17 protein-coding genes are annotated in these 24,242 nt (G+C 71.6%); 5 read left to right on the plus strand and 12 right to left on the minus strand.

Going from position 1 to position 24,242, the window contains the following annotated elements:
• Nucleotides 1-69 precede the first annotated feature (69 nt).
• On the minus strand, nucleotides 70-1,206 hold the full coding sequence (gene dnaJ / locus ACGF5O_RS04865; RefSeq protein ID WP_217549614.1) for a molecular chaperone DnaJ: 1,137 nt from the start codon (nucleotides 1,204-1,206) through the stop codon (nucleotides 70-72).
• Nucleotides 1,207-2,223: a heat-inducible transcriptional repressor HrcA gene (gene hrcA / locus ACGF5O_RS04870; protein ID WP_362582162.1), complete on the minus strand. Its 1,017-nt coding sequence runs from the start codon at nucleotides 2,221-2,223 to the stop codon at nucleotides 1,207-1,209.
• Between the two features lie 172 nt (nucleotides 2,224-2,395).
• Between hrcA and ACGF5O_RS04875 the strand changes: the two genes are divergently transcribed.
• Together ACGF5O_RS04875 and ACGF5O_RS04880 are read left to right on the plus strand one after the other, a co-directional pair.
• A complete protein-coding gene (locus ACGF5O_RS04875; RefSeq protein ID WP_393808509.1) occupies nucleotides 2,396-3,118 on the plus strand; it encodes an MBL fold metallo-hydrolase in 723 nt (240 codons plus the stop codon).
• A gap of 34 nt (nucleotides 3,119-3,152) precedes the next feature.
• Nucleotides 3,153-3,968, plus strand: a complete 816-nt coding sequence (locus tag ACGF5O_RS04880) for a DUF3097 domain-containing protein (protein WP_393808510.1) — start codon at nucleotides 3,153-3,155, stop codon at nucleotides 3,966-3,968.
• A 317-nt stretch (nucleotides 3,969-4,285) separates the two neighbouring features.
• Here ACGF5O_RS04880 and hemW read toward each other — a convergent pair whose 3' ends face one another.
• Together hemW and ACGF5O_RS04890 are read right to left on the minus strand one after the other, a co-directional pair.
• Nucleotides 4,286-5,518, minus strand: a complete 1,233-nt coding sequence (gene hemW / locus ACGF5O_RS04885; RefSeq protein ID WP_393808511.1) for a radical SAM family heme chaperone HemW — start codon at nucleotides 5,516-5,518, stop codon at nucleotides 4,286-4,288.
• A gap of 99 nt (nucleotides 5,519-5,617) precedes the next feature.
• Nucleotides 5,618-7,624, minus strand: a complete 2,007-nt coding sequence (locus ACGF5O_RS04890; RefSeq protein ID WP_393808512.1) for a SpoIIE family protein phosphatase — start codon at nucleotides 7,622-7,624, stop codon at nucleotides 5,618-5,620.
• 102 nt (nucleotides 7,625-7,726) lie between these two features.
• Here ACGF5O_RS04890 and ACGF5O_RS04895 point away from each other — a divergent pair, with 102 nt between their 5' ends.
• Nucleotides 7,727-11,875 carry a HAMP domain-containing protein gene (locus tag ACGF5O_RS04895; RefSeq protein ID WP_393808513.1) on the plus strand — a complete coding sequence of 1,383 codons (4,149 nt, stop codon included), beginning with the start codon at nucleotides 7,727-7,729 and terminating at the stop codon, nucleotides 11,873-11,875.
• On the plus strand, nucleotides 11,872-12,432 hold the full coding sequence (locus ACGF5O_RS04900; protein WP_393808514.1) for a two-component system response regulator: 561 nt from the start codon (nucleotides 11,872-11,874) through the stop codon (nucleotides 12,430-12,432). The genes ACGF5O_RS04895 and ACGF5O_RS04900 overlap by 4 nt, the downstream gene beginning before the upstream one ends.
• Before the next feature lie 62 nt (nucleotides 12,433-12,494).
• Here ACGF5O_RS04900 and ACGF5O_RS04905 read toward each other — a convergent pair whose 3' ends face one another.
• On the minus strand, nucleotides 12,495-14,369 hold the full coding sequence (locus tag ACGF5O_RS04905) for an AMP-dependent synthetase/ligase (protein WP_393808515.1): 1,875 nt from the start codon (nucleotides 14,367-14,369) through the stop codon (nucleotides 12,495-12,497).
• Nucleotides 14,370-14,642: 273 nt separating this feature from the next.
• The gene (gene lepA / locus ACGF5O_RS04910; RefSeq protein WP_393808516.1) at nucleotides 14,643-16,517 is read right to left on the minus strand and encodes a translation elongation factor 4; all 1,875 of its coding nucleotides are present in this window, start codon (nucleotides 16,515-16,517) and stop codon (nucleotides 14,643-14,645) included.
• 221 nt (nucleotides 16,518-16,738) lie between these two features.
• On the opposite strand from lepA, the gene rpsT reads away from it, so the two are divergent.
• Nucleotides 16,739-17,005: a 30S ribosomal protein S20 gene (gene rpsT / locus ACGF5O_RS04915; RefSeq protein ID WP_089106790.1), complete on the plus strand. Its 267-nt coding sequence runs from the start codon at nucleotides 16,739-16,741 to the stop codon at nucleotides 17,003-17,005.
• A 197-nt stretch (nucleotides 17,006-17,202) separates the two neighbouring features.
• On the opposite strand, the gene holA is transcribed toward rpsT, so the two are convergent.
• From holA to ACGF5O_RS04945, 6 genes are all read right to left on the minus strand, one after another.
• Nucleotides 17,203-18,195: a DNA polymerase III subunit delta gene (gene holA / locus ACGF5O_RS04920; RefSeq protein ID WP_393808517.1), complete on the minus strand. Its 993-nt coding sequence runs from the start codon at nucleotides 18,193-18,195 to the stop codon at nucleotides 17,203-17,205.
• A 72-nt stretch (nucleotides 18,196-18,267) separates the two neighbouring features.
• Complete coding sequence (locus ACGF5O_RS04925) at nucleotides 18,268-18,513, minus strand: hypothetical protein (protein ID WP_393808518.1); 246 nt, start codon at nucleotides 18,511-18,513, stop codon at nucleotides 18,268-18,270.
• A gap of 29 nt (nucleotides 18,514-18,542) precedes the next feature.
• Complete coding sequence (locus tag ACGF5O_RS04930; RefSeq protein ID WP_393808963.1) at nucleotides 18,543-19,424, minus strand: YceI family protein; 882 nt, start codon at nucleotides 19,422-19,424, stop codon at nucleotides 18,543-18,545.
• A 174-nt stretch (nucleotides 19,425-19,598) separates the two neighbouring features.
• Nucleotides 19,599-20,450, minus strand: coding sequence for an arylamine N-acetyltransferase (locus ACGF5O_RS04935; protein ID WP_393808964.1), 852 nt, complete (start codon nucleotides 20,448-20,450; stop codon nucleotides 19,599-19,601).
• Nucleotides 20,451-20,463: 13 nt separating this feature from the next.
• Nucleotides 20,464-23,058, minus strand: coding sequence for a ComEC/Rec2 family competence protein (locus ACGF5O_RS04940; protein ID WP_393808519.1), 2,595 nt, complete (start codon nucleotides 23,056-23,058; stop codon nucleotides 20,464-20,466).
• Nucleotides 23,055-24,233, minus strand: coding sequence for a helix-hairpin-helix domain-containing protein (locus ACGF5O_RS04945; protein ID WP_393808520.1), 1,179 nt, complete (start codon nucleotides 24,231-24,233; stop codon nucleotides 23,055-23,057). Before ACGF5O_RS04945 ends, ACGF5O_RS04940 begins: the two co-directional genes overlap by 4 nt.
• Nucleotides 24,234-24,242 lie beyond the last annotated feature (9 nt).

Genomic DNA, 24,242 nt, shown 5'->3' on the forward strand with positions numbered 1-24,242 from the left:
GGGCGGAGCCCCCTGGCGGGGTCGAAGGGGCGGAGCCCCTTCACGGTGCGCCCTGCCCAGGGCACCCGGTCAACGCCCGTTGAACGCGTCCTTCAGCCGGCTGAACAGCCCTTGCTGACCCGGCTGGAACTGCCCCGTCGGCCGCTCCTCCCCCCGCAGCTTCGCCAACTCCCGCAGCAACCGCTCCTGCTCGGGATCCAGCTTCGTCGGCGTCGTCACCTCGACGTGCACGATCAGGTCACCCCGCCCGCCACCCCGCAGATGCGTGACCCCACGCCCGTGCAGCGGAATCGACTGCCCGGACTGGGTGCCCGGCCGGATGTCGACCTCCTCCAGCCCGTCCAGCGTCTCCAGCGGCACCTTCGTACCGAGCGACGCCGCCGTCATCGGGATCGTCACCGTGCAGTGCAGGTCGTCCCCGCGCCGCTGGAACGTGGAGTGCGGCAGCTCGTGGATCTCGACGTACAGGTCACCCGCGGGACCGCCGCCGGGCCCGACCTCGCCCTCACCGGCGAGCTGGATCCGCGTGCCGTTGTCGACACCGGCGGGGATCTTCACGGTCAGCGTCCGCCGCGACCGCACCCGCCCGTCGCCCGCGCACTCGGGGCACGGCGTCGGCACGACGGTCCCGAACCCCTGGCACTGCGGGCAGGGCCGCGAGGTCATGACCTGGCCCAGGAAGGACCGCGTCACCTGCGAGACCTCACCCCGGCCCCGGCACATGTCACACGTCTGGGCGGAGGTGCCCGGCGCCGCGCCCTCACCGTTGCAGGTGTTGCAGACGATCGCCGTGTCGACCTGGATGTCCTTGGTCGTACCGAAGGCCGCCTCGTCGAGCTCGACCTCGATCCGGATCATCGCGTCCTGGCCGCGCCGGGTACGAGACCGCGGCCCGCGCTGGGACGCCGTACCGAAGAACGCGTCCATGATGTCCGAGAAGTTCCCGAACCCGCCGGCCCCGAAGCCGCCCGCGCCCGCGCCGCCGCTCTGCGACAGCGGATCCCCGCCGAGGTCGTAGACCTGCTTCTTCTGCGGGTCGGAGAGCACCTCGTAGGCGGCGTTGATCTCCTTGAACCGCTCCTGGGTCTTCGGATCCGGGTTGACGTCCGGGTGCAGCTCGCGCGCGAGCCGACGGAACGCCTTCTTGATCTCTTCCTGCGACGCGTCGCGGCGCACGCCGAGAACGGCGTAGTAGTCCGTGGCCACTTACGACTCCGCCAGGATCTGTCCGACGTACCGTGCCACCGCTCGTACCGCTCCCATCGTTCCCGGGTAATCCATGCGGGTCGGTCCGACCACGCCGAGTTTGGCGACTGCCTCGCCGCCCGAACCGTAGCCGACCGACACCACGGACGTGGAGTTGAGTCCCTCGTAGGCGTTCTCGTGACCGATGCGTACGGTCATGCCCGAATCCCCCGCCTCGCCCATGAGCTTGAGGAGCACGACATGCTCCTCCAGAGCCTCCAGGACGGGCCGGATCATGAGGGGAAAGTCATGCCCGAAGCGGGTGAGATTGGCGGTACCGCCGATCATCAGCCGCTCCTCGTTCTCCTCGACGAGCGTCTCCAGCAGGGTGGAGAGCACCGCCGAGACCGCACCGCGGTCCTCGACCTCGAACGCCTCCGGCAGATCCTCCACCAGCCGGGGCACGTCCGAGAACCGGCGCCCCGCGACCCGGCTGTTCAGCCGCGCCCGCAGGTCCGCCAGAGACGTCTCCCCGAAGGGCGCAGGACAGTCGACCATCCGCTGCTCGACCCGCCCGGTGTCGGTGATCAGGACCAGCATCAGCCGGGCCGGGGCCATCGACAGCAGTTCCACGTGCCGCACGGTCGACCTGGTCAGCGACGGGTACTGCACGACCGCCACCTGCCGGGTCAGCTGCGCCAGCAGCCGCACGGTCCGCGCCACCACGTCGTCGAGGTCGACGGCGCCGTCGAGGAAGTTCTGGATGGCCCGCCGCTCGGGCGCGCTCATCGGTTTGACGCCGGCCAGCTTGTCGACGAACAGCCGGTACCCCTTGTCGGTGGGGATCCGCCCCGCGCTGGTGTGCGGCTGGGCGATGAACCCCTCGTCCTCCAGGGCGGCCATGTCGTTGCGCACGGTCGCCGGGGAGACCCCGAGGTTGTGCCGTTCGGTCAGCGCCTTCGACCCGACCGGTTCCTCGGTGCCGACGTAGTCCTGGACGATGGCGCGCAATACCTGAAGCCTGCGTTCACTCAGCATCCGGCGCCACACCTCCAGAAAGTCGTCCCCGCGGCCTTTCGGTCCCTTCGGGCCTTTCGTCTGGCACTCTGCGAACGCGAGTGCCAGCATCCCCGGCCCAGTGTACGGCCGTGGGGTACTGACTGGGCAAGGTCGGTCGGGACCCATGGCGTTCTACGGCTAGCGTCGCGGCATGACGGTGACTTGGGAAGAGCTGGGCTGGGAGCGGGTGGCCGAAGGGGTCGGCCGGTGCCGGCTGCCGGGCTGGGACTGCACGGCGGGTCTGGTCCTGGGCGCGGGCACGGCCCTGATGGTGGACGCCGGGTCGAGCCTGGCGGAGGGCGCACGGTTGCGTACGGAGGCGCAGGCCCTGGCCGGCCGCCGTGTGACCCATCTCGCGCTCACCCATCCCCACTTCGACCACGTCTTCGGCGCGGCCGCCTTCGCGGGCGCGGACCTGTACGCGGTGGCGGGCGCGGAGGCCGTCCTCGCGTACGGCCGCGAGGAGCTCCGTCTGGACGCGATCCGCAACGGCCTGCCGTCCCCGGAGGCCGAGGAGGCGACGGACACCCTTCCGCTCCCCCGCCACCCGGTCTCCGGCGAGTGGACCCTCGACCTGGGCGACGGCCGCCGGGCCCTGCTGGCCGCCGTCGGCCCCGGCCACACCTCCCACGACCTCGCGGTCCTGGTCCCCGGCGACCCGCCGGTGGTCTTCTGCGGCGACCTGGTGGAGGAGTCCGGCGCCCCGCAGGCAGGACCCGACGCCGTACCGTCGCGCTGGCCGGCCGCTCTCGACCGCCTCCTCGCGCTCGGCGGCGACCGCGCCCGGTACGTCCCCGGTCACGGAGCGGTGGTCGACGCGGCGTTCGTACGGGCCCAGCGTGACGCCCTGTCGGCCCGTTTCGGCGTGTCGTAGGCGCACCCGTTCGGCTTCTCCTATCGTCATCCGAATGCGCCAGTACTCCGCCGATCTGACCCCGCCGTGGAAGAAGCCGAAGCCGGTGCCCGAGGTGGCCGCCGAGCCCGGTCTGGTGGTCGAGGAGCCGGGCACCGGTTTCTGCGGCGCGGTGATCCGCTGCGAGGCGGGCACGGTCACCCTGGAGGACCGCTTCGGCAAGCACCGCGTCTTCCCGCTGGAGCCGGGCGGCTTCCTCCTGGAGGGCCGGACCGTCACCCTCGTCCGCCCCACGTCCGGAGGGCAGGTACGCCCCTCCCGCACCGCCTCCGGCTCGGTCGCAGTCCCCGGCGCACGCGCGCGTGTCGCCCGCGCGGGCCGCATCTACGTGGAGGGCCGCCACGACGCGGAACTGGTCGAGAAGGTCTGGGGCGACGACCTGCGCATCGAGGGCGTCGTCGTGGAGTACCTGGAGGGCGTCGACGACCTCCCCGCCATCGTCACCGAATTCGCCCCCGGCCCCGACGCCCGCCTGGGCGTCCTCGTCGACCACCTGCTCCCCGGCACCAAGGAGTGGCGCATCGCCCAGTCGGTGACGAGCGAGCACGCGCTCGTGGTCGGCCACCCGTACATCGACATCTGGGAGGCGGTGAAACCCTCGTCCCTGGGCATCGACGCGTGGCCACGCGTCCCGCACGGCCAGGACTGGAAGACGGGCGTCTGCCGGGCGCTGGGCTGGCCCTCGGAGAACACGGGCGCGGTATGGCAGGCCATCCTGGCTCGGGTGACCTCCTACAAGGACCTGGAGCCGGAGCTGCTCGGGCGGGTGGAGGAGCTGATCGACTTCGTCACGGGTAGCGGTGGGGCCTGACGCGAGGAAGGGTGCCGAACGTATCGGTGTCCAGCTCAAGGCCGAACAGCTCCAAGGGCACGGGTACGCCGAACTTGCTGATTCGCTGTACCTGACAGTCCGCGGCTGGACGAGTACCCGTGTACCTGATCATCGACCCGATCATGGCGCACTGTGTCCTGCGAAGAACTCCACGACGTCGGTGGTCATCGGTCGGTCGTCCACAGCGGTCATCTCCCGCAGCCCTCCGGTTTCTGCCACCGCCAGTTACGACAGCAGACTGCGAACCAGGTTGGGGACCGAACCTGCGTTCCGCACCGGTTCACTCGCCCGGGTGATCAGTCCACCAGGTCCCTGACCACCGCATCCGCCAGCAACCGCCCCCGCAGCGTCAGCACAGCCCGCCCCTCGTCGTACGCACCGCTCTCCAGCAGCCCCTCCCCCAACGCGCGCCGCGAGGCCTTCAGGCCCTCCTCCCGCAGGAGCGAGAGCGGCACGCCCTCCCGTAGCCGCAGCTCCAGCAGGATCCGCTCCACCCGCCGGTCCTCGTCCGACAGGACCTCCCGCCCGGCCCCCGGCGACCGCCCGGACGCCAGCGCCGCCGCGTACGCCCCCGGATGCTTGACGTTCCACCACCGCACGCCCCCCACGTGCGAGTGCGCCCCCGGCCCGGCGCCCCACCAGTCGGCGCCCCGCCAGTACAGCTCGTTGTGCAGGCAGCGGCCCGCCTCGGAGGTCGCCCAGTTGGACACCTCGTACCAGTCGAAGCCCGCCCCCGAGAGCACCGAGTCGGCGATCAGGTAGCGGTCGGCGTGGACGTCGTCGTCGGTCATCGGGACCTCGCCGCGGCGAATCCGCCGGGCCAGCTGGGTGCCCTCCTCGACGATCAGCGCGTACGCCGACACGTGGTCGGGTCCGGCACCGATCGCCGCGTCCAGGGAGGCCCGCCAGTCGTCGTCGGACTCGCCCGGGGTGCCGTAGATCAGGTCGAGGTTGACGTGCTCGAAGCCGGCCGCGCGGGCCTCCGCGACACACGCCTCGGGGCGCCCGGGGGTGTGGGTGCGGTCGAGGACCCGCAGCACGTGCTGCTTGGCGCTCTGCATGCCGAAGGAGATCCGGTTGAAGCCGCCCTCCCGCAGGGCCGCCAGGTAGGCGGGGTCGACGGACTCCGGGTTCGCCTCCGTCGTGACCTCCGCGTCCGCCGCGAGCCCGAACTCGTCGCGGATCGCGCCCAGCATCCGTACGAGATCGGCGGCGCCCAGCAACGTAGGCGTGCCGCCCCCGACGAACACGGTCCGCACCTCGCGCGGATCGTCGCCGAGGACCTTCCTGGCCAGCCTGACCTCGTCGATCAGCGTGTCCGCGTAGTTGTCGCGGGAGGCGAGCACACCGCCGGTGCCGCGCAGCTCGGTCGCCGTGTACGTGTTGAAGTCGCAGTAGCCGCAGCGGGTCGCGCAGTACGGGACGTGCAGGTAGAACCCGAGGGGGCGGGCGGCGGCGCCGGCGAGCGCGGACGCGGGGAGCGCGCCGTCGTCGGGGACGGGCTCGCCGTCGGGGAGTGCGGAAGGCATGTCCTCCATTGTCCCGTACGGCGCCGGTTGCTCCGCCGGTCACTCAGCCTGTCGCTCCGCCGGTCACTCTGTCTGTCACCCGGCCTGTCACTCGACCTGTCACTCGGCCTGGAGGACGAGCAGTGCCAGGTCGTCCTCCGGCTGTCCGCCGCCGAACTCGTGGACGAGCCGTCTGATGCGTTCGGCGATCAGGTCGGCGTTCAGCCCCGCGCAGCCGGCCAGCGCCCGCGCGAGCCCGTCGCCGTCGTCGAACTGGCGGCTGCCGGAGCGCCGCTCGGTGACCCCGTCGGTGACGCACAGCAGGCTGTCGCCGGGCGCGAGCTCGATCGTCTCGCTGGTGTACGTCTCGTCCTCGACGACCCCGAGCAGGGTCTGCGGGCGGGCGGCGGTGCTGACCTCGCCGTCGGGGCCGAGGAGCAGCGGCAGCGGATGCCCGGCGGAGGCGAGGGTGCAGCGGACGCCGCCGCCGCCGAGAGGGGTGAGTTCGCCGTAGAGCAGGGAGAGGAACCGGGTCTGCGGGCCGTCGCCGGGCGGCAGGGCACGGCCGCCGGCGGCGACCAGGGCGCGGGCGGCGGCGTCGGCGGCCTCGGTGGCGTCGTCGAGGAGGAGCTGGTTGAGCCGGTCGAGGACGTCGGCGACCCGGTAGCCCTCGCGGGCGAGGAGCCGCAGCCAGGGCCGGGCCAGGCCGATGACGACGGCGGCCTCGGGGCCCTTGCCCTGGACGTCGCCGACGGCGAAGCACCAGCGGCCGTCGCCGGCCGGGAAGAGGTCGTAGAAGTCGCCGCTGGGGCCGCCCTTGTCGCAGGGCTCGTAGACGAGCGCGCTGCGCACGCCCGGGATCTCGGCGACCGCGCCGGGCAGCAGTCCGCGCTGGAGGACGGCGCTGATGGTGGCCTGGCGGGCGTACTGGCGGGCCGCGCCGATGGCGAGGGCGACCCGGCGGCCGAAGTCCTCCACGAGGCCGGTGATCTCGTCGGGGATGCCGTCCGGGCCGGAGCGGCCGATGACGAGCGTGCCGAGCGGGCGGCCGCCCGCGATCAGCCGGTAGGCGAGCGCCGAGCCGTGGGTGCCCTGCGGGCCGAGCGCCGCGCCGGGCCAGGGATACGGCTCGGGCCCGGACCGTAAGCCGCTCCGCGCGCACGGCGGGTCCTTCTCCAGGGCGTGGCGCAGCTCCTCGATGCGGTTCTCGCTGCCGTGCCAGACCCGGGCCAGCCGCGGGCCGCCCGCGCCGCCCGCGGCGCCCGCGGCGCCGGGGTCGCCCCAGCCGCCGCCCCGCCCCGTCGCCTCGTCCTCCAGCCACACCGCGCACCAGTCGGCGAGCCGGGGCACGATCAGCTGGCCGGTGAGCGCGGCCACCAGGTTCTCGTCGAGCTGCCCGGCGAGCAGGTCGGAGGCCTCGGCGAGGAAGGACAGCGCGCCCCGGTTGACCCAGTCCCGGTCGCGCTCGGGGCGGTGGGCGCAGCCGCCGCGCTCCGCCCCACCCGCGCCCGCGTGCGCGTGCGCGGGTGCGTGCTGGGGCGGCTCGGGGGCGAGGATCTCGGCGACCTTCAGCTGCCGCTCGTCGGGGAGCGTGCCGCCGCGGCCGGTCAGCCGCGCCCACACCGACTTGGCGCCGGTGCGGTACGTCACCCCCCAGGACTCGGCGAGCGAGGCGACCAGGCGCAGCCCGCGCCCGAACTCCGGTGTCTCGTACGGCGTCTCGCCGGGGTGGTCGCGGGGCGCGCGGGAGGGATGGTGGTCGGTGACGTCGACGACGAACGCCGTCTCCTCCCGCCCCTCCAGCCACCAGTCGACCTCGACGTCCGTGCCGGCGTGGACGACGGCGTTGGTGACGAGTTCGCTGACGACGACCAGGGCGTCCTCGGCGACCCGCTGCTGCTCGGGGCGGAGGAGTCCGCACTCGGTCCACTCGTCGAAGGAGGCGCGCACCAGGGCGCGGGCGGAACCGGGCGCGAGGGGGCTTCCGGGCAGAGTCGCACGCCCCTGCGCGCGCGGGCCCGCGGTGTCGTGCGCGGGCGCCGCGTCGTGCTGCGTGGGCGCCGCGTCGTGCGCAGGCGCCTCACGGACCCGGGAGACGGTCTCCCGTTGCGTGGGTATGGCCCCCATGTCCAGCTCCCCGAGCAGTTCGGACGAATACATCCCGATCGATGCGGACAGAGTGACAGACTGGCTGCGCCCATAAGCACCGAGTTACCGAAGTGGGCCGCCATGAGTGAGAACAGTGCTACGCGTGTGCTCGAAGACGGACAGAAAACAGCACAACTCCGAGCATCCGCACTGCGCCCACTGCTCGCCGCGATGACCGCCGCCCGCGACGGCGACTTCACGAAGGTCCCGGAGACCGGGAACGACAGGACCGACGGGGCCGGCGGGCCGGACGGTCCCGGCGGGGAGTGGATCGTCGCCGAACTCACCGCGGTCTTCAACCAGATCATGGACCGCGGCATTCACTTCAACACCGACCTGCGGCGCGTGAAACGGGAGTTGGTGCGCCACGGCCGGCTGGACGAACGGCTGTCGGCCAGTCCCGGCCAGGGCGCCTGGACGTCCCGCGTCAACGACGTCAACCAGGTCCTCGACGCCCTCGTCGCGCCCGCCGCGAACGCCACGCGCGTGCTGGACGCGGTGGCCGGCGGCGACCTGACCCAGCGGGTCGATCTGCACGACGGCAGCCGGCAGCTCCGCGGCGGTCTGCGCCGGCTCGCCCGCGCCGTGAACACGATGGTCGACCAGCTGTCCCTGTTCACCGGCGAGGTGACCCGGGTCGCGCGCGAGGTCGGCACCGAGGGGCGGCTCGGCGGCCGGGCCAAGGTGCAGGGCCTGTCGGGCAGCTGGCGGGACGTCACCGAGGCCGTCAACACCATGGCGTCCCGGCTGACCGCGCAGGTCCGTGACATCGCCCTGGTGACGACGGCCGTGGCCCGCGGGGACCTGACCCGCACGGTGACCGTCGAGGCGACCGGTGAGCTGCTGGAGCTGAAGCTCACCGTCAACACCATGGTCGACCAGCTGTCCGCGTTCGCCGACGAGGTGACCCGGGTGGCCCGCGAGGTCGGCACGGAGGGCCGGCTGGGCGGCCGCGCCCAGGTGCGGGGCGTGTCGGGCGTCTGGAAGGACCTGACCGACAACGTCAACTTCATGGCGTCGAACCTGACGTCCCAGGTCCGCAACATCGCCCAGGTGACGACAGCCGTCGCCGACGGCGACCTCTCCCAGAAGATCATGGTCGACGCGCAGGGCGAGATCCTCGAACTGAAATCGACGATCAACACGATGGTCGACCAGCTCTCCGCCTTCGCCGACGAAGTCACCCGCGTCGCCCGCGAAGTCGGCACCGAAGGAAACCTCGGCGGCCGAGCGCACGTCAGAGGCGTCTCCGGCGTCTGGAAGGACCTCACCGACAACGTCAACTTCATGGCCGACAACCTGACGTCCCAGGTCCGCAACATCGCCCTCGTCTCCACGGCCGTCGCCCAGGGCGATCTCGGCAAGAAGATCACGGTGGAGGCGAAGGGCGAGATCCTCGAACTGAAATCAACGATCAACACGATGGTCGACCAGCTCTCCGCCTTCGCCGACGAAGTCACCCGCGTCGCCCGCGAAGTCGGCACCGAAGGAAACCTCGGCGGCCAGGCGCAGGTCAGAGGCGTCTCGGGGGTCTGGAAAGAGCTGACGGACAACGTCAACTTCATGGCCCTGAACCTGACCTCCCAGGTCCGCAACATCGCCCAGGTGACGACAGCCGTCGCCAACGGCGACCTCTCCAAGAAGATCACCGTCGACGCACGCGGCGAAATCCTGGAACTGAAGGACACCGTCAACACGATGGTGGAACAACTGCGGGCCTTCGCCGACGAGGTGACCCGCGTCGCCCGCGAGGTCGGCACCGACGGCCGGCTGGGCGGCCGCGCCCAGGTGCTCGGCGTCTCCGGCGTCTGGCGGGACCTGACGGACAACGTCAACTACATGGCCGACAACCTCACCTCCCAGGTCCGCAACATCGCCCAGGTGGCGACGGCCGTCGCCCAGGGCGATCTGTCCCGGAAGATCGACGTGGACGCACGCGGCGAGATCCTCGAACTGAAGACCACCATCAACACCATGGTCGACACCCTCTCCTCGTTCTCGTCCGAGGTGACCCGGGTGGCCCGCGAGGTGGGCTCCGACGGCAGGCTGGGCGGCCAGGCCCGGGTGGAGGGCGTCTACGGCACCTGGAAGCGCCTGACGACCAACGTGAACGAACTCGCGCTCAACCTCACCACCCAGGTCCGCGCGATCGCCGAGGTCGCCTCCGCCGTGGCACAGGGCGACATGTCCCGCTCGATCACGGTCGAGACCCGCGGCGAGGTCGCCGAACTCAGGGACAACATCAACCTGATGGTGGCCAACCTGCGCGAGACAACCCGCGCGAAGGACTGGCTTGAGTCCAACCTGGCCCGCCTCGCCGCCCTCATGCAGGGCCACCGGGACCTGATGGAGGTCGCCGACCTCATCGTGCGCGAGCTGACCCCGCTGGTGAACGCCCAGTACGGCGCCTTCTTCCTGGCCGACCCGGACGAGGACGGCGCCGCCGTACGCACGGCCGTACCGGCCAAGGGCCTCGCGTTCATCGCCGGCTACGGCTCCGCCCAGGGCGCGACGGTCGAGACCGGCGGCCTCCCCGTGCACGGCCTGGTCCGCCAGGCGGCCCGCGAGAAGAAGCGGATCCTCGTCGAGGAGACCCCGCCGGACTACATCAAGATCAACAGCGGTCTCGGGGAGGCCGCGCCCACCACGATCGTCATCATCCCGATCCTCTTCGAGGACAAACTCCTCGGCATCATCGAACTGGCCTCCTTCTCCCGCTTCTCCGACGTCCACCTCGCGTTCTTCGACCAGTTCGTCAACACCATCGGCGTGGCCATCAACACGATCATCGCCAACTCCCGCACGGAATCCCTGCTCGGCGAGTCGCAACGGCTGGCGATGCAACTCCAGGAACGTTCGGACGAACTTCAGAAACAACAGGCGGAACTACAGCGCTCCAACGCGGAACTGGAGGAGAAAGCCGCCCTCCTGGCGACCTCTTCCCAGTACAAGTCGGAGTTCCTGGCGAACATGTCCCACGAACTGCGCACCCCACTGAACTCCCTGTTGATTCTGGCCCGGCTGCTGTCCGACAACCCGGACGGCCGTCTCTCCGACCAGGAGGTCCAGTTCGCGACGACCATCCACCGCTCCGGCTCGGACCTGCTCCAGCTCATCAACGACATCCTGGACCTGTCGAAGATCGAGGCCGGCCGGATGGACGTACGCCCCAAACGCCTCCCCCTGATCAAACTCCTCGACTACGTCCACGCGACCTTCCGCCCGCTGACCCTGGACCGGGGCCTGGCCTTCGAGGTGACCGTCGGCGAGGACGTACCGCGCGAGATGTACTCCGACGAACAACGGCTCCAGCAGATCCTGCGCAACCTGCTCTCCAACGCGATCAAGTTCACCGCCAAGGGCCGCGTGGAACTGCGGGTGCGCCGGGTGAAGGACCCCGAACAGCACTACGTCCACGACAGCGACGAGGTGATCGCCTTCCAGGTGTCGGACACCGGCATCGGGATCGCCGCCGAGAAACTCCCCGTCATCTTCGAGGCGTTCCAGCAGGCCGACGGCACCACGAACCGCAAGTACGGCGGCACCGGCCTCGGCCTCTCCATCAGCCGGGAGATCGCCGGCCTGCTGGGCGGCCGGATCGTCGCCGAGAGCGAACCCGGCACGGGCTCCACGTTCACCCTCTACGTACCGGTCGTCAGCCCCGGCCACCCGGCGCCCGGCCCGGCCCCGCACAACCACACCGCGGCGGCCCTCGGCCCGGCACCGGCCGCCACCCCCGACCCCGACGACTCCTGGCCCGCCCCGACCCGGCTGGAGGCCTGGCAGACGGGCCGCGCGGGCCGCGTCCTCCCCGGCCGCCGCGTCCTGATCGTCGACGACGACATCCGCAACGTCTTCGCCCTCACCCACGTCCTCGGCCGCGTCGGCATGCCGGTCCTGTACGCGGAGAACGGCCGGGAGGGCATCGAGACCCTCGAACGCAACCCCGACGTCGAACTCGTCCTGATGGACATCATGATGCCGGAGATGGACGGCCACGAGACCATCGCGGCCATCCGCCGCGCACCCCGCTGGACCGGCCTGCCGATCGTCGCCCTCACCGCGAAGGCGATGCCGGGCGACCGGGAGAAGTCCATCGCACGCGGCGCCAACGACTACGTACCCAAACCGGTGGACGTCGACCGGCTGCTCACCGTCGTCTGCGCACTCCTGGACCCCGACAACACGCAGGACGGCGAGACCGCCGACGACGAACGGACGGAGCAATGACCGCTGACGACCGTGCCGGCATCCTCCTGGTCGACGACATGGAGGACAACCTGATCGCACTGGAAGCCGTCCTTGCGTCGCTGAACGAGCCGATCGTACGGGCCCGCTCCGGCGAAGAGGCGATGAAGGCCTTGCTCCGCCGCCGCTTCGCCGTCGTCCTCCTCGACATCCGCATGCCCGGCATGGACGGCTTCGAGACAGCCGCGAACATCAAACGCCTCGACCAGACGAAAGACGTCCCGATCATCTTCCTGACCGGAGCGGACGAGGACGCCGGATACACGTTCCGCGGCTACGCCACGGGCGCAGCGGACTACCTGACAAAGCCGTTCGACCCGTGGGTACTGCGAGCAAAGGTCAACGTGTTCCTGGAACTGCACCGGAAAAACCAGCAGTTGCAGGAGTTGTTGACACGGGAACAGGCTGAATTCGGCGAGTTGGGCAAGCAGCTGACGGCCATCGAGAACCGCTTGTCCGAGGAACCCGTCGACATGGCAACGCTGCGGGAAGAGACCAGGGAGCTACGGCAACTGCTGAACAAGGTCAGGTCGAACTGACGTGAAGGGGCGCGGGGAACTGCGCGACCAGCCCCCACGCACCCGCACCCGACGACGAACCCCTAGGCCTCCCGCGTCCCCGCGTACATCTCGTCGATGAGGTGCTTGTACTCCCGCTCCACAACCGGCCTCTTCAGCTTCAGGCTCGGCGTGATCTCCCCGTGCTCCACGTCGAGATCCCGGGGCAGCAGCCGGAACTTCTTGACGGTCTGCCACTTCTGCAGCCCGGCGTTGAGCTCCTTGACGTACCCGTCGACCATCCCGACGGTCGCCGGCGCGGCCACCACCTCGGCGTAGGACTTGCCGTCCAGGCCGTTCTCCTTGGCCCACTCCAGGATCGCGACCTCGTCGAGGGCGATCAGCGCGGTGCAGAAGTTCCGGTCGGCGCCGTGCACGAGGATGTTGGAGACGTAGGGGCAGACCGCCTTGAACTGTCCCTCGACCTCGGCGGGCGCGATGTACTTGCCGCCGGACGTCTTGATGAGGTCCTTCTTGCGGTCGGTGATCCGCAGATAGCCGTCGGGGGACAGTTCGCCGATGTCACCGGTGTGGAACCAGCCGTCGGCCTCCAGGACCTCCGCCGTCTTCTCGGGCAGCCCGTGGTAGCCCTGCATGATGCCGGGGCCGCGGAGCAGGATCTCCCCGTCGTCGGCGATCCGCACCTCGCAGCCGGGCAGCGGCTTGCCGACCGTACCGGTGCGATAGGCCTCGCCGGGGTTCACGAAGGACGCGGCGGAGGACTCGGTCAGGCCGTAGCCCTCCAGGATGTGCACGCCGGCACCGGCGAAGAAGTAGCCGATCTCGGGGGCCAGCGCCGCCGACCCGGAGACGCAGGCCCGCAGCCGCCCGCCGAAGGCCTCGCGCAGCTTGGAGTAGACGAGGCCGTCGGCGACCTTGTGCTTGGCGGCGAGCCCGAAGGGCGCGGTCGCGGCTCCGGTGCGGCGGAAGTTGTCCTGGGTGACCTTGGCGTACTCGCGGGCGACCTCGGCCGCCCACTGGAAGATCTTGTACTTGGCGGCACCGCCCGCGCGGGCCTTCGCGGCCACGCCGTTGTAGACCTTCTCGAAGATGCGCGGCACGGCGGCCATGTACGTCGGCTGCACGACCGGCAGATTCTCGATGATCTTGTCGACGCGGCCGTCGACGGCGGTGACGTGACCGACCTCGATCTGCCCGGAGGTGAGCACCTTGCCGAAGACGTGGGCGAGCGGCAGCCACAGGTACTGCACGTCCTCGGCACCGATCAGCCCGGTCGCGGCGATCGCCTTCGCCATGTACGACCAGTTGTCCTGCGGCAGCCGTACGCCCTTGGGGCGGCCGGTGGTACCGGAGGTGTAGATGAGGGTGGCGAGCTGGTCCTTGGTGATCGCGCCGACCCGCTCCTTGATCAGCTCGGGGTGCTTCTCCAGGTACCTGGCGCCGCGCTGCTCCAGTTCGGCGAGGGTGATGACCCAGTCGCCGGTCTCGGCGCCGGCCGGGTCGATGACGACGACCTGGACGAGCTCGGGCAGTTCGGCGCGCTTCTCGACGGCCTTGGCGACCTGCGCCGCGTCCTCCGCGATCAGTACGCGGCTCTCGGAGTCGGAGAGGATGAACGCCGATTCCTCGGCGTTGGTCTGCGGATAGACCGTGGTGGTGGCCGCTCCGGCGCACAGGATGCCGAGGTCGGCGAGGATCCACTCGACGCGGGTGGAGGAGGCGAGCGCGACCCGCTGCTCGGGCTGGATGCCGAGTTCGATGAGACCGGCGGCGATCGCGTAGACCCGCTCGGCCGCCTGCGCCCAGCTCAGCGACTTCCAGTCGTCCGGGCCCTGACCGGAGGCCGCGGGCACCGGGTAGCGGTAGGCCTCGGCGTCCGGTGTGGCCGCCACCCGATCCAGGAAGAGGGCCGCCACGGACGGCGGTCGGTTCTCGATCAGTGTCTGTGTGTCGGTCACGACATCCTCCGGGGCCCGCGACGGTGCGGCTGGCTCAGTGCGGCTGGGGTCTACTCGCGGTGGGGTTCGCGCTGGTTGTTTAACTCGCGAGTAACTATCGAGCAGGGATCAGAGTAAGCCGCGACCGGCCTGTACGTAAGGGGCATCGGGCTGTCTGTTTCACCGCATGTTCCACGCAGAGCGACGCTACGCACGCGTAGGGGTCCGCCGCACTTTCGTACGGCGGACCCCTGTTGTACCCGATTTGCGTCCGCGACCGATTGTTACCCGCGGCTACTTCTTGCTCTTGGCCGATCCCGCGCTGTCATCGCTGGACAGCACCGCGATGAAGGCCTCCTGCGGAACCTCCACGGAACCCACCATCTTCATCCGCTTCTTGCCTTCCTTCTGCTTCTCCAGCAGCTTGCGCTTCCGGGAGATGTCACCGCCGTAGCACTTGGCGAGGACGTCCTTGCGGATGGCGCGGATGGTCTCGCGGGCGATGACCCGGGAGCCGATGGCCGCCTGGATGGGCACCTCGAAGGCCTGCCGCGGGATGAGCTCGCGCAGCTTGGCGACGAGCCGCACGCCGTACGCGTAGGCCGCGTCCTTGTGGGTGATCGCCGAGAACGCGTCGACCTTGTCGCCGTGCAGCAGGATGTCGACCTTGACCAGGCTGGAGGTCTGCTCGCCGGTGGGCTCGTAGTCCAGCGAGGCGTAGCCGCGGGTCTTCGACTTCAGCTGGTCGAAGAAGTCGAAGACGATCTCCGCGAGGGGCAGCGTGTACCGGATCTCGACCCGGTCCTCGGACAGGTAGTCCATGCCGAGCAGGGTGCCGCGCCGGGTCTGGCACAGCTCCATGATCGACCCGATGAACTCGGTCGGCGCGAGGATCGTGGCCCGTACGACGGGCTCGTACACCTCGTTGATCTTCCCCTCGGGGAATTCGCTCGGGTTGGTGACCGTGTATTCGGTCCCGTCCTCCATGACGACGCGGTAGACCACGTTCGGCGCGGTGGCGATGAGGTCGAGCCCGAACTCGCGCTCCAGCCGCTCCCGGATCACGTCCAGGTGCAGCAGGCCGAGGAAACCGACCCGGAAGCCGAAGCCGAGGGCGGCGGAGGTCTCCGGCTCGTAGACGAGCGCGGCGTCGTTCAGCTGGAGCTTGTCGAGGGCCTCGCGCAGCTCCGGATAGTCGGAGCCGTCCAGCGGATACAGACCGGAGAAGACCATCGGCTTCGGGTCCTTGTACCCGCCGAGCGCCTCGGTGGCGCCCTTGGTCTGGCTGGTGACGGTGTCACCGACCTTGGACTGCCGGACGTCCTTCACACCGGTGATCAGGTAGCCCACCTCGCCGACGCCGAGTCCGTCGGCGGACAGCATCTCCGGCGAGTTGGTGCCGATCTCCAGCAGTTCGTGGGTGGCGCCCGTCGACATCATCTTGATCCGCTCACGCTTGTTGAGCTGCCCGTCGATGACACGGACGTAGGTCACGACACCGCGGTAGGAGTCGTAGACCGAGTCGAAGATCATGGCGCGCGCGGGCGCGTCGGCGACGCCGACCGGCGCCGGGATCTCCTTGACGACCTTGTTCAGCAGGGCGTCCACGCCGAGGCCGGTCTTGGCGGAGACCCGCAGCACGTCACTCGGGTCGCAGCCGACCAGGTTCGCCAGTTCCTCGGCGAACTTCTCCGGCTGCGCGGCCGGCAGGTCGATCTTGTTGAGCACGGGGATGATCGTGAGGTCGTTCTCCATCGCCAGGTAGAGGTTGGCGAGGGTCTGCGCCTCGATGCCCTGGGCGGCGTCGACGAGGAGGACGGTCCCCTCGCAGGCCGCCAGCGACCGCGAGACCTCATAGGTGAAGTCGACGTGCCCCGGGGTGTCGATCATGTTGAGGATGTGCGTGCTGCCCTGGTCCGGGCCCTCGGTGGGGGCCCAGGGCAGACGTACCGCCTGGGACTTGATCGTGATGCCGCGCTCGCGCTCGATGTCCATCCGGTCGAGGTACTGAGCACGCATCTGCCGCTGCTCGACCACGCCGGTCAGCTGGAGCATCCGGTCGGCGAGCGTGGACTTGCCGTGGTCGATGTGCGCGATGATGCAGAAATTGCGGATCCGAGCCGGGGCGGTACGGCTCGGCTCGGGCACATTGTTAGGGGTCGCGGGCACGCAGGGTCCTGTCTCTTGAGGCGCCTTATGCCTCGGGTCGGATCAATACGTAGCCTCCATGGTCCCATGGAGAGGGACCCGGGACCGGTTTGGGCCATTCTCCTGCCCGCTGGTAGTGTGGGCAGCTGTGTCTCATGCCCTCTCAGCGCGAGGCACGTCTTCAAGAAATCATCGGCACGGGACCTTCGCGGGCCCGTACCAGAACCTGAAAAGGCTCATTCGTGGCGAACATCAAGTCCCAGATCAAGCGGATCAAGACCAACGAGAAGGCTCGGCTGCGCAACAAGGCCGTCAAGTCCTCCCTGAAGACCGCGGTCCGCAAGGCCCGTGAGGCCGCTGCCGCGGGTGACGTCGAGAAGGCCACCGAGCTGCAGCGCGCTGCCGCGCGTGCGCTCGACAAGGCCGTCTCGAAGGGCGTCATCCACAAGAACCAGGCCGCCAACAAGAAGTCGGCGCTTGCTTCCAAGGTTGCTTCCCTCAAGGGCTGAACACTTGATTTGACGCCGGAAGGACCCGGGCGGGCCCTCTCTCATCCGCCCCCGACCGGCACCCGAGGATCGACGCGCGGCCTGCGTTCGCCACGCGGGCGTCGATCGGCAGCTTGAACCGAAGGCCCCGGCACCTCGCCCTTCCCCAGGGCGGACGCCGGGGCCTTTCGGTATGTCCTGGCGTCTGCTCCTACCCGCTACCCGCGGCCGCGTGACCGCGCCGCGCGCGCGATCGTCACCACGGCCTTCTCCAGGGCGTACTCGGGGTCGTCCCCGCCGCCCTTCACGCCGGCGTCCGCCTCGGCGACGGCCCGCAGCGCGACGGCGACCCCGTCCGGGGTCCACCCCCGCATCTGCTGCCGTACCCGGTCGATCTTCCAGGGCGGCATCCCGAGCTCCCGGGCGAGATCGGCGGGCCGCTGCCCGCCCCGCGCGCCCGCGAGCTTCCCGATCGCCCGGACGCCCTGCGCGAGCGCACTCGTGATCATCACCGGGGCGACGCCGGTCGCCAGCGACCAGCGCAGCGCCTCCAGCGCCTCGGCGGTGCGCCCCTCCACGGCCCGGTCGGCCACGGTGAAGCTCGACGCCTCGGCCCGCCCGGTGTAGTAGCGCCCGACGACCGCCTCGTCGATGGTGCCCTCGACGTCCGCGGCGAGCTGGGTCACGGCCGACGCCAGCTCCCGCAGATCGCTGCCGATCGCGTCGACGAGCGCCTGACAGGCCTCGGGCGTCGCGGACCGGCCGAGCGCCCGGAACTCGGCGCGTACGAACGCGAGCCGGTCCGCGGGCTTGGTCATCTTCGGGCAGGCCACCTCCCGCGCCCCGGCCTTGCGCGCCGCGTCGAGCAGTGCCTTGCCCTTGACTCCGCCCGCGTGCAGCAGCACGAGCGTGATCTCCTCGGCGGGCGCCCCGAGGTACGCCTTCACGTCCTTGACCGTGTCGGCGGACAGGTCCTGCGCGTTGCGTACGACCACGACCTTGCGCTCCGCGAAGAGCGACGGGCTGGTCAGCTCGGCGAGGGTGCCGGGCTGCAGCTGTTCGGGGTTCAGGTCCCGTACGTCCGTGTCGGCGTCGGCGGCCCGGGCAGCCGCCACCACCTGCTGCACGGCACGGTCGAGCAGCAGCTCCTCCTGCCCCACGGCCAGCGTCACCGGGGCAAGCGGATCGTCATCAGCAGTCTTCTTGGCCATCGCGCCAAGCATCCCACGGCCCACTGACAACGGGGCCGGCCGCGCCTTCCCCGCCGGGGGCCGGCCGCGCTCCTACGGCTCCTCCCGCCAGCCGTCCCACTCGCCCGCGAACTCGTCCAGCTCCGCCGGGTCCAGCCGCCCCTGCTCGTCCCTCAGCAGCACCAGCCACTGTGCGTCCTCGGCGTCGTCCTCCCCCGCCAGCGCGTCCCGCACCAGCCGCGGCTCCTCGGCGATCCCGAACCGCTCCCCGAGGGCCTCGGAGGCCTCCTCCGCCGCGTCCCGGTCGGGCAGCACCAGCACATGTCTCACATCGCTCACGGCCCCATTCTCGGGCACCGCCGGCGGGCTCAGCCCTTCGGGACGATCTGCACGTCCAGGTCGACGCGGATGCTCGGCCCGACCACCGCGATCCCGCGTGCCAGCATGCTCTGCCAGCTCACGGTGAAGTCGTCCCGGTGGAGTTCGGTGGTGGCCCGGCAGGCGGCCCGCACCTCGCCCTCCATGCCGTTGCCGATCCCGAGGTACTCCGTGTCGAGGGTGATCGTGCGCGTCACGCCGTGCAGGGACAGCGCCCCGGTGACCGCCCACCTGGTGCCGCCCCGGTGCGCGAACCGGTCGCCGTAGAACTCCAGCGTCGGGAAACGCTGCGCGTCCAGAAAGTCCGCCGAGCGCAGATGGTCGTCGCGCATCCGCACGCCCGTGTCGATGGTCGCAGCGTCGATCACCACGTGCATCGCGGAGCGCTCCATCCGGTCGGCGATCCGCACCGCGCCCGCGAACGAGTTGAACCGCCCGTGGATCCGGGCCAGTCCGATGTGCCGGGCGGTGAAGCCGATCGAGGAATGCGTCGGCTCGATCTCCCAGTCGCCCGGGGCCGGGAGTTCCGGCGGCTGGGCCACCTGGAGGGTCACGTCACCGAGCGAGACGAGGGAGTTCTCGCCGACCTGCGCGGTGGCCCGGTACGGCGTGAACCCCTCGGCGGACACCGCCAGCCGGTACTCCCCGGCCGGCACGGTGGTCATGAACGACCCGTAGGGATCCGTGCCCCCGCTGACCACCGTGCGCCCCATGGCGTCGCTGACCGCCAACTCGGCGTTCGGCACCGGTTCGTTGACCGGGTCGAGCACCCGGCAGCTGAGCACCCCCGCCTCGGGCGGGGTCCGGACCGCCGCCAGGGGGCCGGTCCGCTGCACCCGGTTCGTTCGGTTTCCCATCACGCGGCCGAACATCGTCGCCACCCCTGTACGCCTCGCCATCATCCGTTACCGAAGAAACATTCGATCACTGATGCGGCTTTCGAGGCAACACGGGCCCACATCGCGGGAATCCAGCACATGCGCCGGAACTACGCACGAGTAGCACCCTACGAGCCAGTAGAAACACACTCTCCCGCATAGTCCGAATTATTCATTCCGGTTGCCTTTCCCCGGATTTCGCACAGTCGGCACACAGTCCAGCCCGATCCCGAACCGCTCCCGGTAGACCCCGAGCACGTCCTCGTCGTGCTCCAACTCCCGTACCCCACGCGTCCCGTCGGCAGCCGTCTCCGTCAACGTCCGCCCGCCGAGCGTGATCCGTCCGCCGTCCTCGGTGACCCGGGAACAGACCAGCGACTGCGTGAAGTGCGACGACGGCGAGGTGCTGTGCCACCACGCCCCGGCCGTGAAGTCCCCGAGCACCCGCGGCCGGATCTCCAGCCGGTACTCCGGCCTCCCGTCGCGCAGCACGTCCAGGTCCCCGCCCACCCCGCGGCCCCCGCCCCCTCCGGTCGCCCCCGCCGCGTCCGGCCCGGCCTCCGCGATCCGGAACGTGCCGCCGGGATCGTCCTGCTCACCCCGCTCCCCGAAGGCCAGCGGGTAGTGGCTGTGCGCCCCGAATCCCACGTCAGCGAGCCACTCGCCCCCGTCCACCGTCCGCACCCGCAGCGCGAGATGGTCGTACGGGATCCCGAGCCGCCCCTCCGCCCCGTACACCCGCCCCGCGAGCGGTGTCACCCCGAAACCGAGCGCGGTCAGCAACACCGAGAACGCGCCGTTGAGTTCGTAGCAGAACCCGCCCCGGCCCGCGCCCACCACCTTCTCCAGCAGCCGCTCCTCGGCCAGCACGATCTCCTCGCCGAGGTGGATCGACAGGTTCTCGAAGGGCACGGTCCGCAGATGCCGCAGGTGCAGGTCACGCAGGGCGTCGGCGGTGGGCCGGGCCGGACGGGCGGCTCCGAGGCGGCGGAGGTAGGCGTCGATCTGCGCGGGGTTCACCGGGTTCATGACCTCAGTCTCGCGCCACGCGCAGTCCGCCCGCCTCCCCGCCCGTGCCGCCGCCGGTCACCGCGAGCGCCCCGTCCCGGTCGGTCCGCAGCACCACCGCCCCCACGGCCCGCAGCTCGGCCACCGTCCCCGGTGCCGGATGACCGTACGGGTTGTCCGCCCCGCAGGAAATGAGCGCGACCCGCGGCGCCACCAGCCGCAGCAGCTGCGGATCCTGGTACGCGGACCCGTGATGAGCGACTTTCAGCACGTCCACGTGGCCCAGTGCGGCGGCGGCCGGTGATCTCAGCAGCTCCTGCTGGGCCGGGGGTTCGAGATCCCCGAGCAGCAGCATCCGCAGCCCGGCCGAACGGACCAGCAGCGCGACACTGGCGTCGTTCGGTCCGTCCGGCTCCGGTGCCGGGTCCGGAGGCGGCCACACCACCCGCCAGTCCAGCGGCCCGGTCCTGCGCCGCTCCCCGGCGACCGCCCGCGTCACCGGAACGTGCTGCCCGGCGGCCTCCCTCCTGACGAACTCGGCCTGGTCCGCGGGTTCCTCGAACCCGGTCGTCTCGATCTGCGCCACCTCACGGCCGCGCAGCACCCCGGGCAGCCCCGCGACGTGGTCCGCGTGGAAGTGGGTGAGGACGACGAGCGGGATCCGGGTGATGCCGAGTTCCCGCAGGCAGTGGTCGACCAGCGTCGGATCGGGTCCGGCGTCCACGACCACTCCCGTGCCCGCGCCCGCCGCGAGCACGGTCGCGTCCCCCTGCCCGACGTCGCACATCGCCAGCCGCCAGCCGGGCGGCGGCCAGCCCGTGACCACCCGCGCCAGCGGCACCGGCCGCACCACCAGCAGCACGAGCAGCACCCCGAACACCCCGCACCACCAGGGGTGCCGCAGCAACCGCCGCCCCAGCAGTACGGCGACCACCGTCACCCCGGCCAGCAGCAGCGCACCCGTCCAGCTCCCGGGCCAGTCCACGCCCGCTCCCGGCAGCCCGGCCCCGGCCCGGGCGATCCCCGCGATCCACCCGGCCGGCCAACTCGCACACCACGCCAGCACCTTGGCCACCGGCATCGCCACCGGAGCCGCCGCGAGCGCCCCGAACCCCAGGACCGTGGCCGGCGCGACCGCGATCTCCGCCAGCAGGTTGCAGGGCACCGCCACCAGACTCACCTTCGCCGACAGCACCGCGACCACCGGCCCGCACACCGCCTGGGCGGCCGCGGCCGCCGCCAGCCCCTCGGCCAGCCGCTCCGGCACCCCGCGCCGCCGCAGCGCCTCGCTCCACCCGGGCGCCAGCAACAGCAGCGAACCGGTGGCCAGCACCGACAGCAGGAAGCCGTAGCTGCGGGCCAGCCACGGGTCGTACAGCACCAGCAGCAGAACCGCCGTGGCCAGTGCCGGGACCAGGGACCTGCGGCGGCCGGTCGCCAGGGCGAGCAGGGCGACCGCGCCGCAGGCCGCGGCCCGCAGCACGCTGGGGTCCGGCCGGCACACGACGACGAAGGCGAGTGTGAGCGCCGACGCGAACAGCGCGGTCGCCCGCAGCGACAGTCCGAGGCGTGGAGCGAGGCCCCGCCGCTCGGTCTGCTGGGCCAGCCCCGGCGGTCCGATGAGCAGCGCGAGCAGGATGGTGAGGTTGCTGCCCGACACCGCGAGGGTGTGCGCGAGGTCGGTCGCCTCGAACGCCTCGTCCAGTTCCGGACTGATCCGTGAGGTGTCCCCGACGACCAGCCCGGGCAGCAGCGCCCGCGCGTCCTCCGGCAGCCCTTCGGTCGCCTCCCGCAACCCGGCCCGCAACCGTCCGGCCAGCCGCTGCGGCCCGCTCGGCTCCCCCACCACCACCGGCGCGAGTCGCTCCCGCACCCGCAGCATCGCCGCCACCCGGTCCCCGCCGGCGGTGGCAGGCGCCAGCCGCCCGCTCACCCTCAGCCGTGTGGAGGGCAGCAGCCCGAGCCACCGCGCCCGGCCGCCGCCACCGCCACCGGGCGCCGGTACCCCCCTGTCCACGGCCATCAGCACCGGTGAGCGCGTCGTCACCGCGGTCCCGTCGCTCGTCTCCACCCGCAGCACCTCGCCGCGCACCAGTACGGCGGCCGGAGTGGCGTGGTCCCCCCGCACCCGCGGCCTGGCGGCCCAGGGGTCGCCGGTGAGCTCCACCTCGGCGGTCACGGTGGCGTACGCGCGGGCCAGACCGGGAACCGGTCCACGGCGTACGTCCGCGCCGTGCAGCCCCGCGGAGGCGGCCGCCCCGGCGACGCAGAGGAGCAGCGCGCCGGCGGAGGCCCGCCGCCAGGCAGGCCGGGCGGACCCGGCACCTGTACCGGCACCGGCAGTCGCCGTCCCCGGCCGGGGACGCGTCCGGCCGAGCCGCAGCAGGATCACTCCGGCGACCAGGCAGACGACGCCGACCGCGGCCGTCAGCCGCGGCGGTGCGTCCAGTGCCAGGGCCGCCGTGGCCCACACGGCCAGCGCGGGCGGCACCAGCCGCAGGTCGGCCCGCGCGTCCTGCCGAGCGTGCACGGAGCCGCCACCCCGCCGCCCCGGGCCGGCGCGCACCGACCGGCCCACGGCCGCGGGCCCGGGTGCCGCTCCGCCGGTTGCGTGCCTCATGGTCGAACCAGGTCCCGCAGGTCGGAGTAGCGGCGGTCGCCGATGCCCCTGACCTGGCGGAGTTCGTCGACCGACCGGAAACCGGCGTGCTGGGTGCGGAAGTCGAGGATGTGCTGGGCCAGTACCGGGCCGACTCCGGGAAGGGCGTCGAGCTGCTCGACGGTCGCGGTGTTCAGGGAGAGCGGAGCGGCCGGGCCCGCTCCCGTCGTGGCACCGCTCGCGGCCTGGCCCGGTGCGGCCGGCGGAGCGGGGCCCCCGACGACGATCTGTTCGCCGTCCGTCAGGAAACGGGCGCGGTTGAGTCCGTCGGTGTCCGTACCGGGCCGCACCCCGCCCGCCGCCCGCAGCGCGTCGGTCACCCGGGACCCGGCGGGCAGCGTATGCACTCCCGGATCACGGACCTTCCCGGTGACATCCACCACGATCTCCGCACCGGGCCCGCCGGTTCGGGTGGTTCCGGCGGTTCCCCCGGTCGTGCCGGAACCGTCGAGCGCACCGGACGCCGCGGCGGTGCCGGTACCGGCGGCCGTACCGGCGGCTGGGGCCCGCTCCTCGTTCTTCTCGTACGGCGACTCCGCGCGCACCACCTCCGGCGCGGCCACGGACTCGGTCCGGCCCGTCCAGAAGTGCTGCACGGCCACTGCCGCGGCCACGACGAGGACCACCCCCAGGGCAACCGCGCCCCGGCGTTCCAGCCCGCAGCGCGTCTGGAGCCACACCGGCATCCGCTCCCGCACCGCGAGCCCGACCCGGGAGCGCAGCCCGGGCAACGCGGGCTCGCGGCGCGCGGTGGCCTCGCCGGCCAGTGCGCGGGCCGACGACATCACGGCCGCCGCCGTGGACAGCGCCGCCGCGGCGGTGCGCACTCCGGCCGTGGCCGTACGCACCGCGGTCGTGGCCGCGGTCAGTCCGCTCGCCGCGCCGGTGCCGGCCACCGTGTCCGCGGCGGGCGGTCCTTGCCGCGGCACCGGTCCCGGCGCCGGCCCCTGCCTGGCGACGGCGCCCGCGCCGAAGATGAGTTCCGCCCGGCGGCGCAGTTCGTCCGCCGGTGCGGGGCGGTGGCGGGCGCGGGCCCGGACCGGGGACCGCCGGTGCCGGGTGCGGCCGTCGGAGGTGGGGCCCCGGCCCGGGCCACTGGTCGCATGTGTCTCGTGTGAGCGTGATCGAAGTGCCATGCGACGAGG

This window comes from Streptomyces sp. NPDC048291 (genome assembly GCF_043201715.1).
Classification (GTDB): Bacteria; Actinomycetota; Actinomycetes; order Streptomycetales; family Streptomycetaceae; genus Streptomyces.

Excerpts from the sequence above, each read along its gene's own strand:
- ACGF5O_RS04930 (WP_393808963.1), bottom strand. The coding sequence starts at position 19,424 with ATGTTCGGCCGCGTGATGGGAAACCGAACGAACCGGGTGCAGCGGACC.
- hrcA (WP_362582162.1), bottom strand. The coding sequence starts at position 2,223 with ATGCTGAGTGAACGCAGGCTTCAGGTATTGCGCGCCATCGTCCAGGAC.
- ACGF5O_RS04945 (WP_393808520.1), bottom strand. The coding sequence starts at position 24,233 with ATGGCACTTCGATCACGCTCACACGAGACACATGCGACCAGTGGCCCG.
- ACGF5O_RS04940 (WP_393808519.1), bottom strand. The coding sequence starts at position 23,058 with ATGAGGCACGCAACCGGCGGAGCGGCACCCGGGCCCGCGGCCGTGGGC.
- holA (WP_393808517.1), bottom strand. The coding sequence starts at position 18,195 with ATGGCCAAGAAGACTGCTGATGACGATCCGCTTGCCCCGGTGACGCTG.
- ACGF5O_RS04880 (WP_393808510.1), top strand. The coding sequence starts at position 3,153 with ATGCGCCAGTACTCCGCCGATCTGACCCCGCCGTGGAAGAAGCCGAAG.
- ACGF5O_RS04900 (WP_393808514.1), top strand. The coding sequence starts at position 11,872 with ATGACCGCTGACGACCGTGCCGGCATCCTCCTGGTCGACGACATGGAG.
- ACGF5O_RS04890 (WP_393808512.1), bottom strand. The coding sequence starts at position 7,624 with ATGGGGGCCATACCCACGCAACGGGAGACCGTCTCCCGGGTCCGTGAG.
- ACGF5O_RS04895 (WP_393808513.1), top strand. The coding sequence starts at position 7,727 with ATGAGTGAGAACAGTGCTACGCGTGTGCTCGAAGACGGACAGAAAACA.
- hemW (WP_393808511.1), bottom strand. The coding sequence starts at position 5,518 with ATGCCTTCCGCACTCCCCGACGGCGAGCCCGTCCCCGACGACGGCGCG.
- ACGF5O_RS04875 (WP_393808509.1), top strand. The coding sequence starts at position 2,396 with ATGACGGTGACTTGGGAAGAGCTGGGCTGGGAGCGGGTGGCCGAAGGG.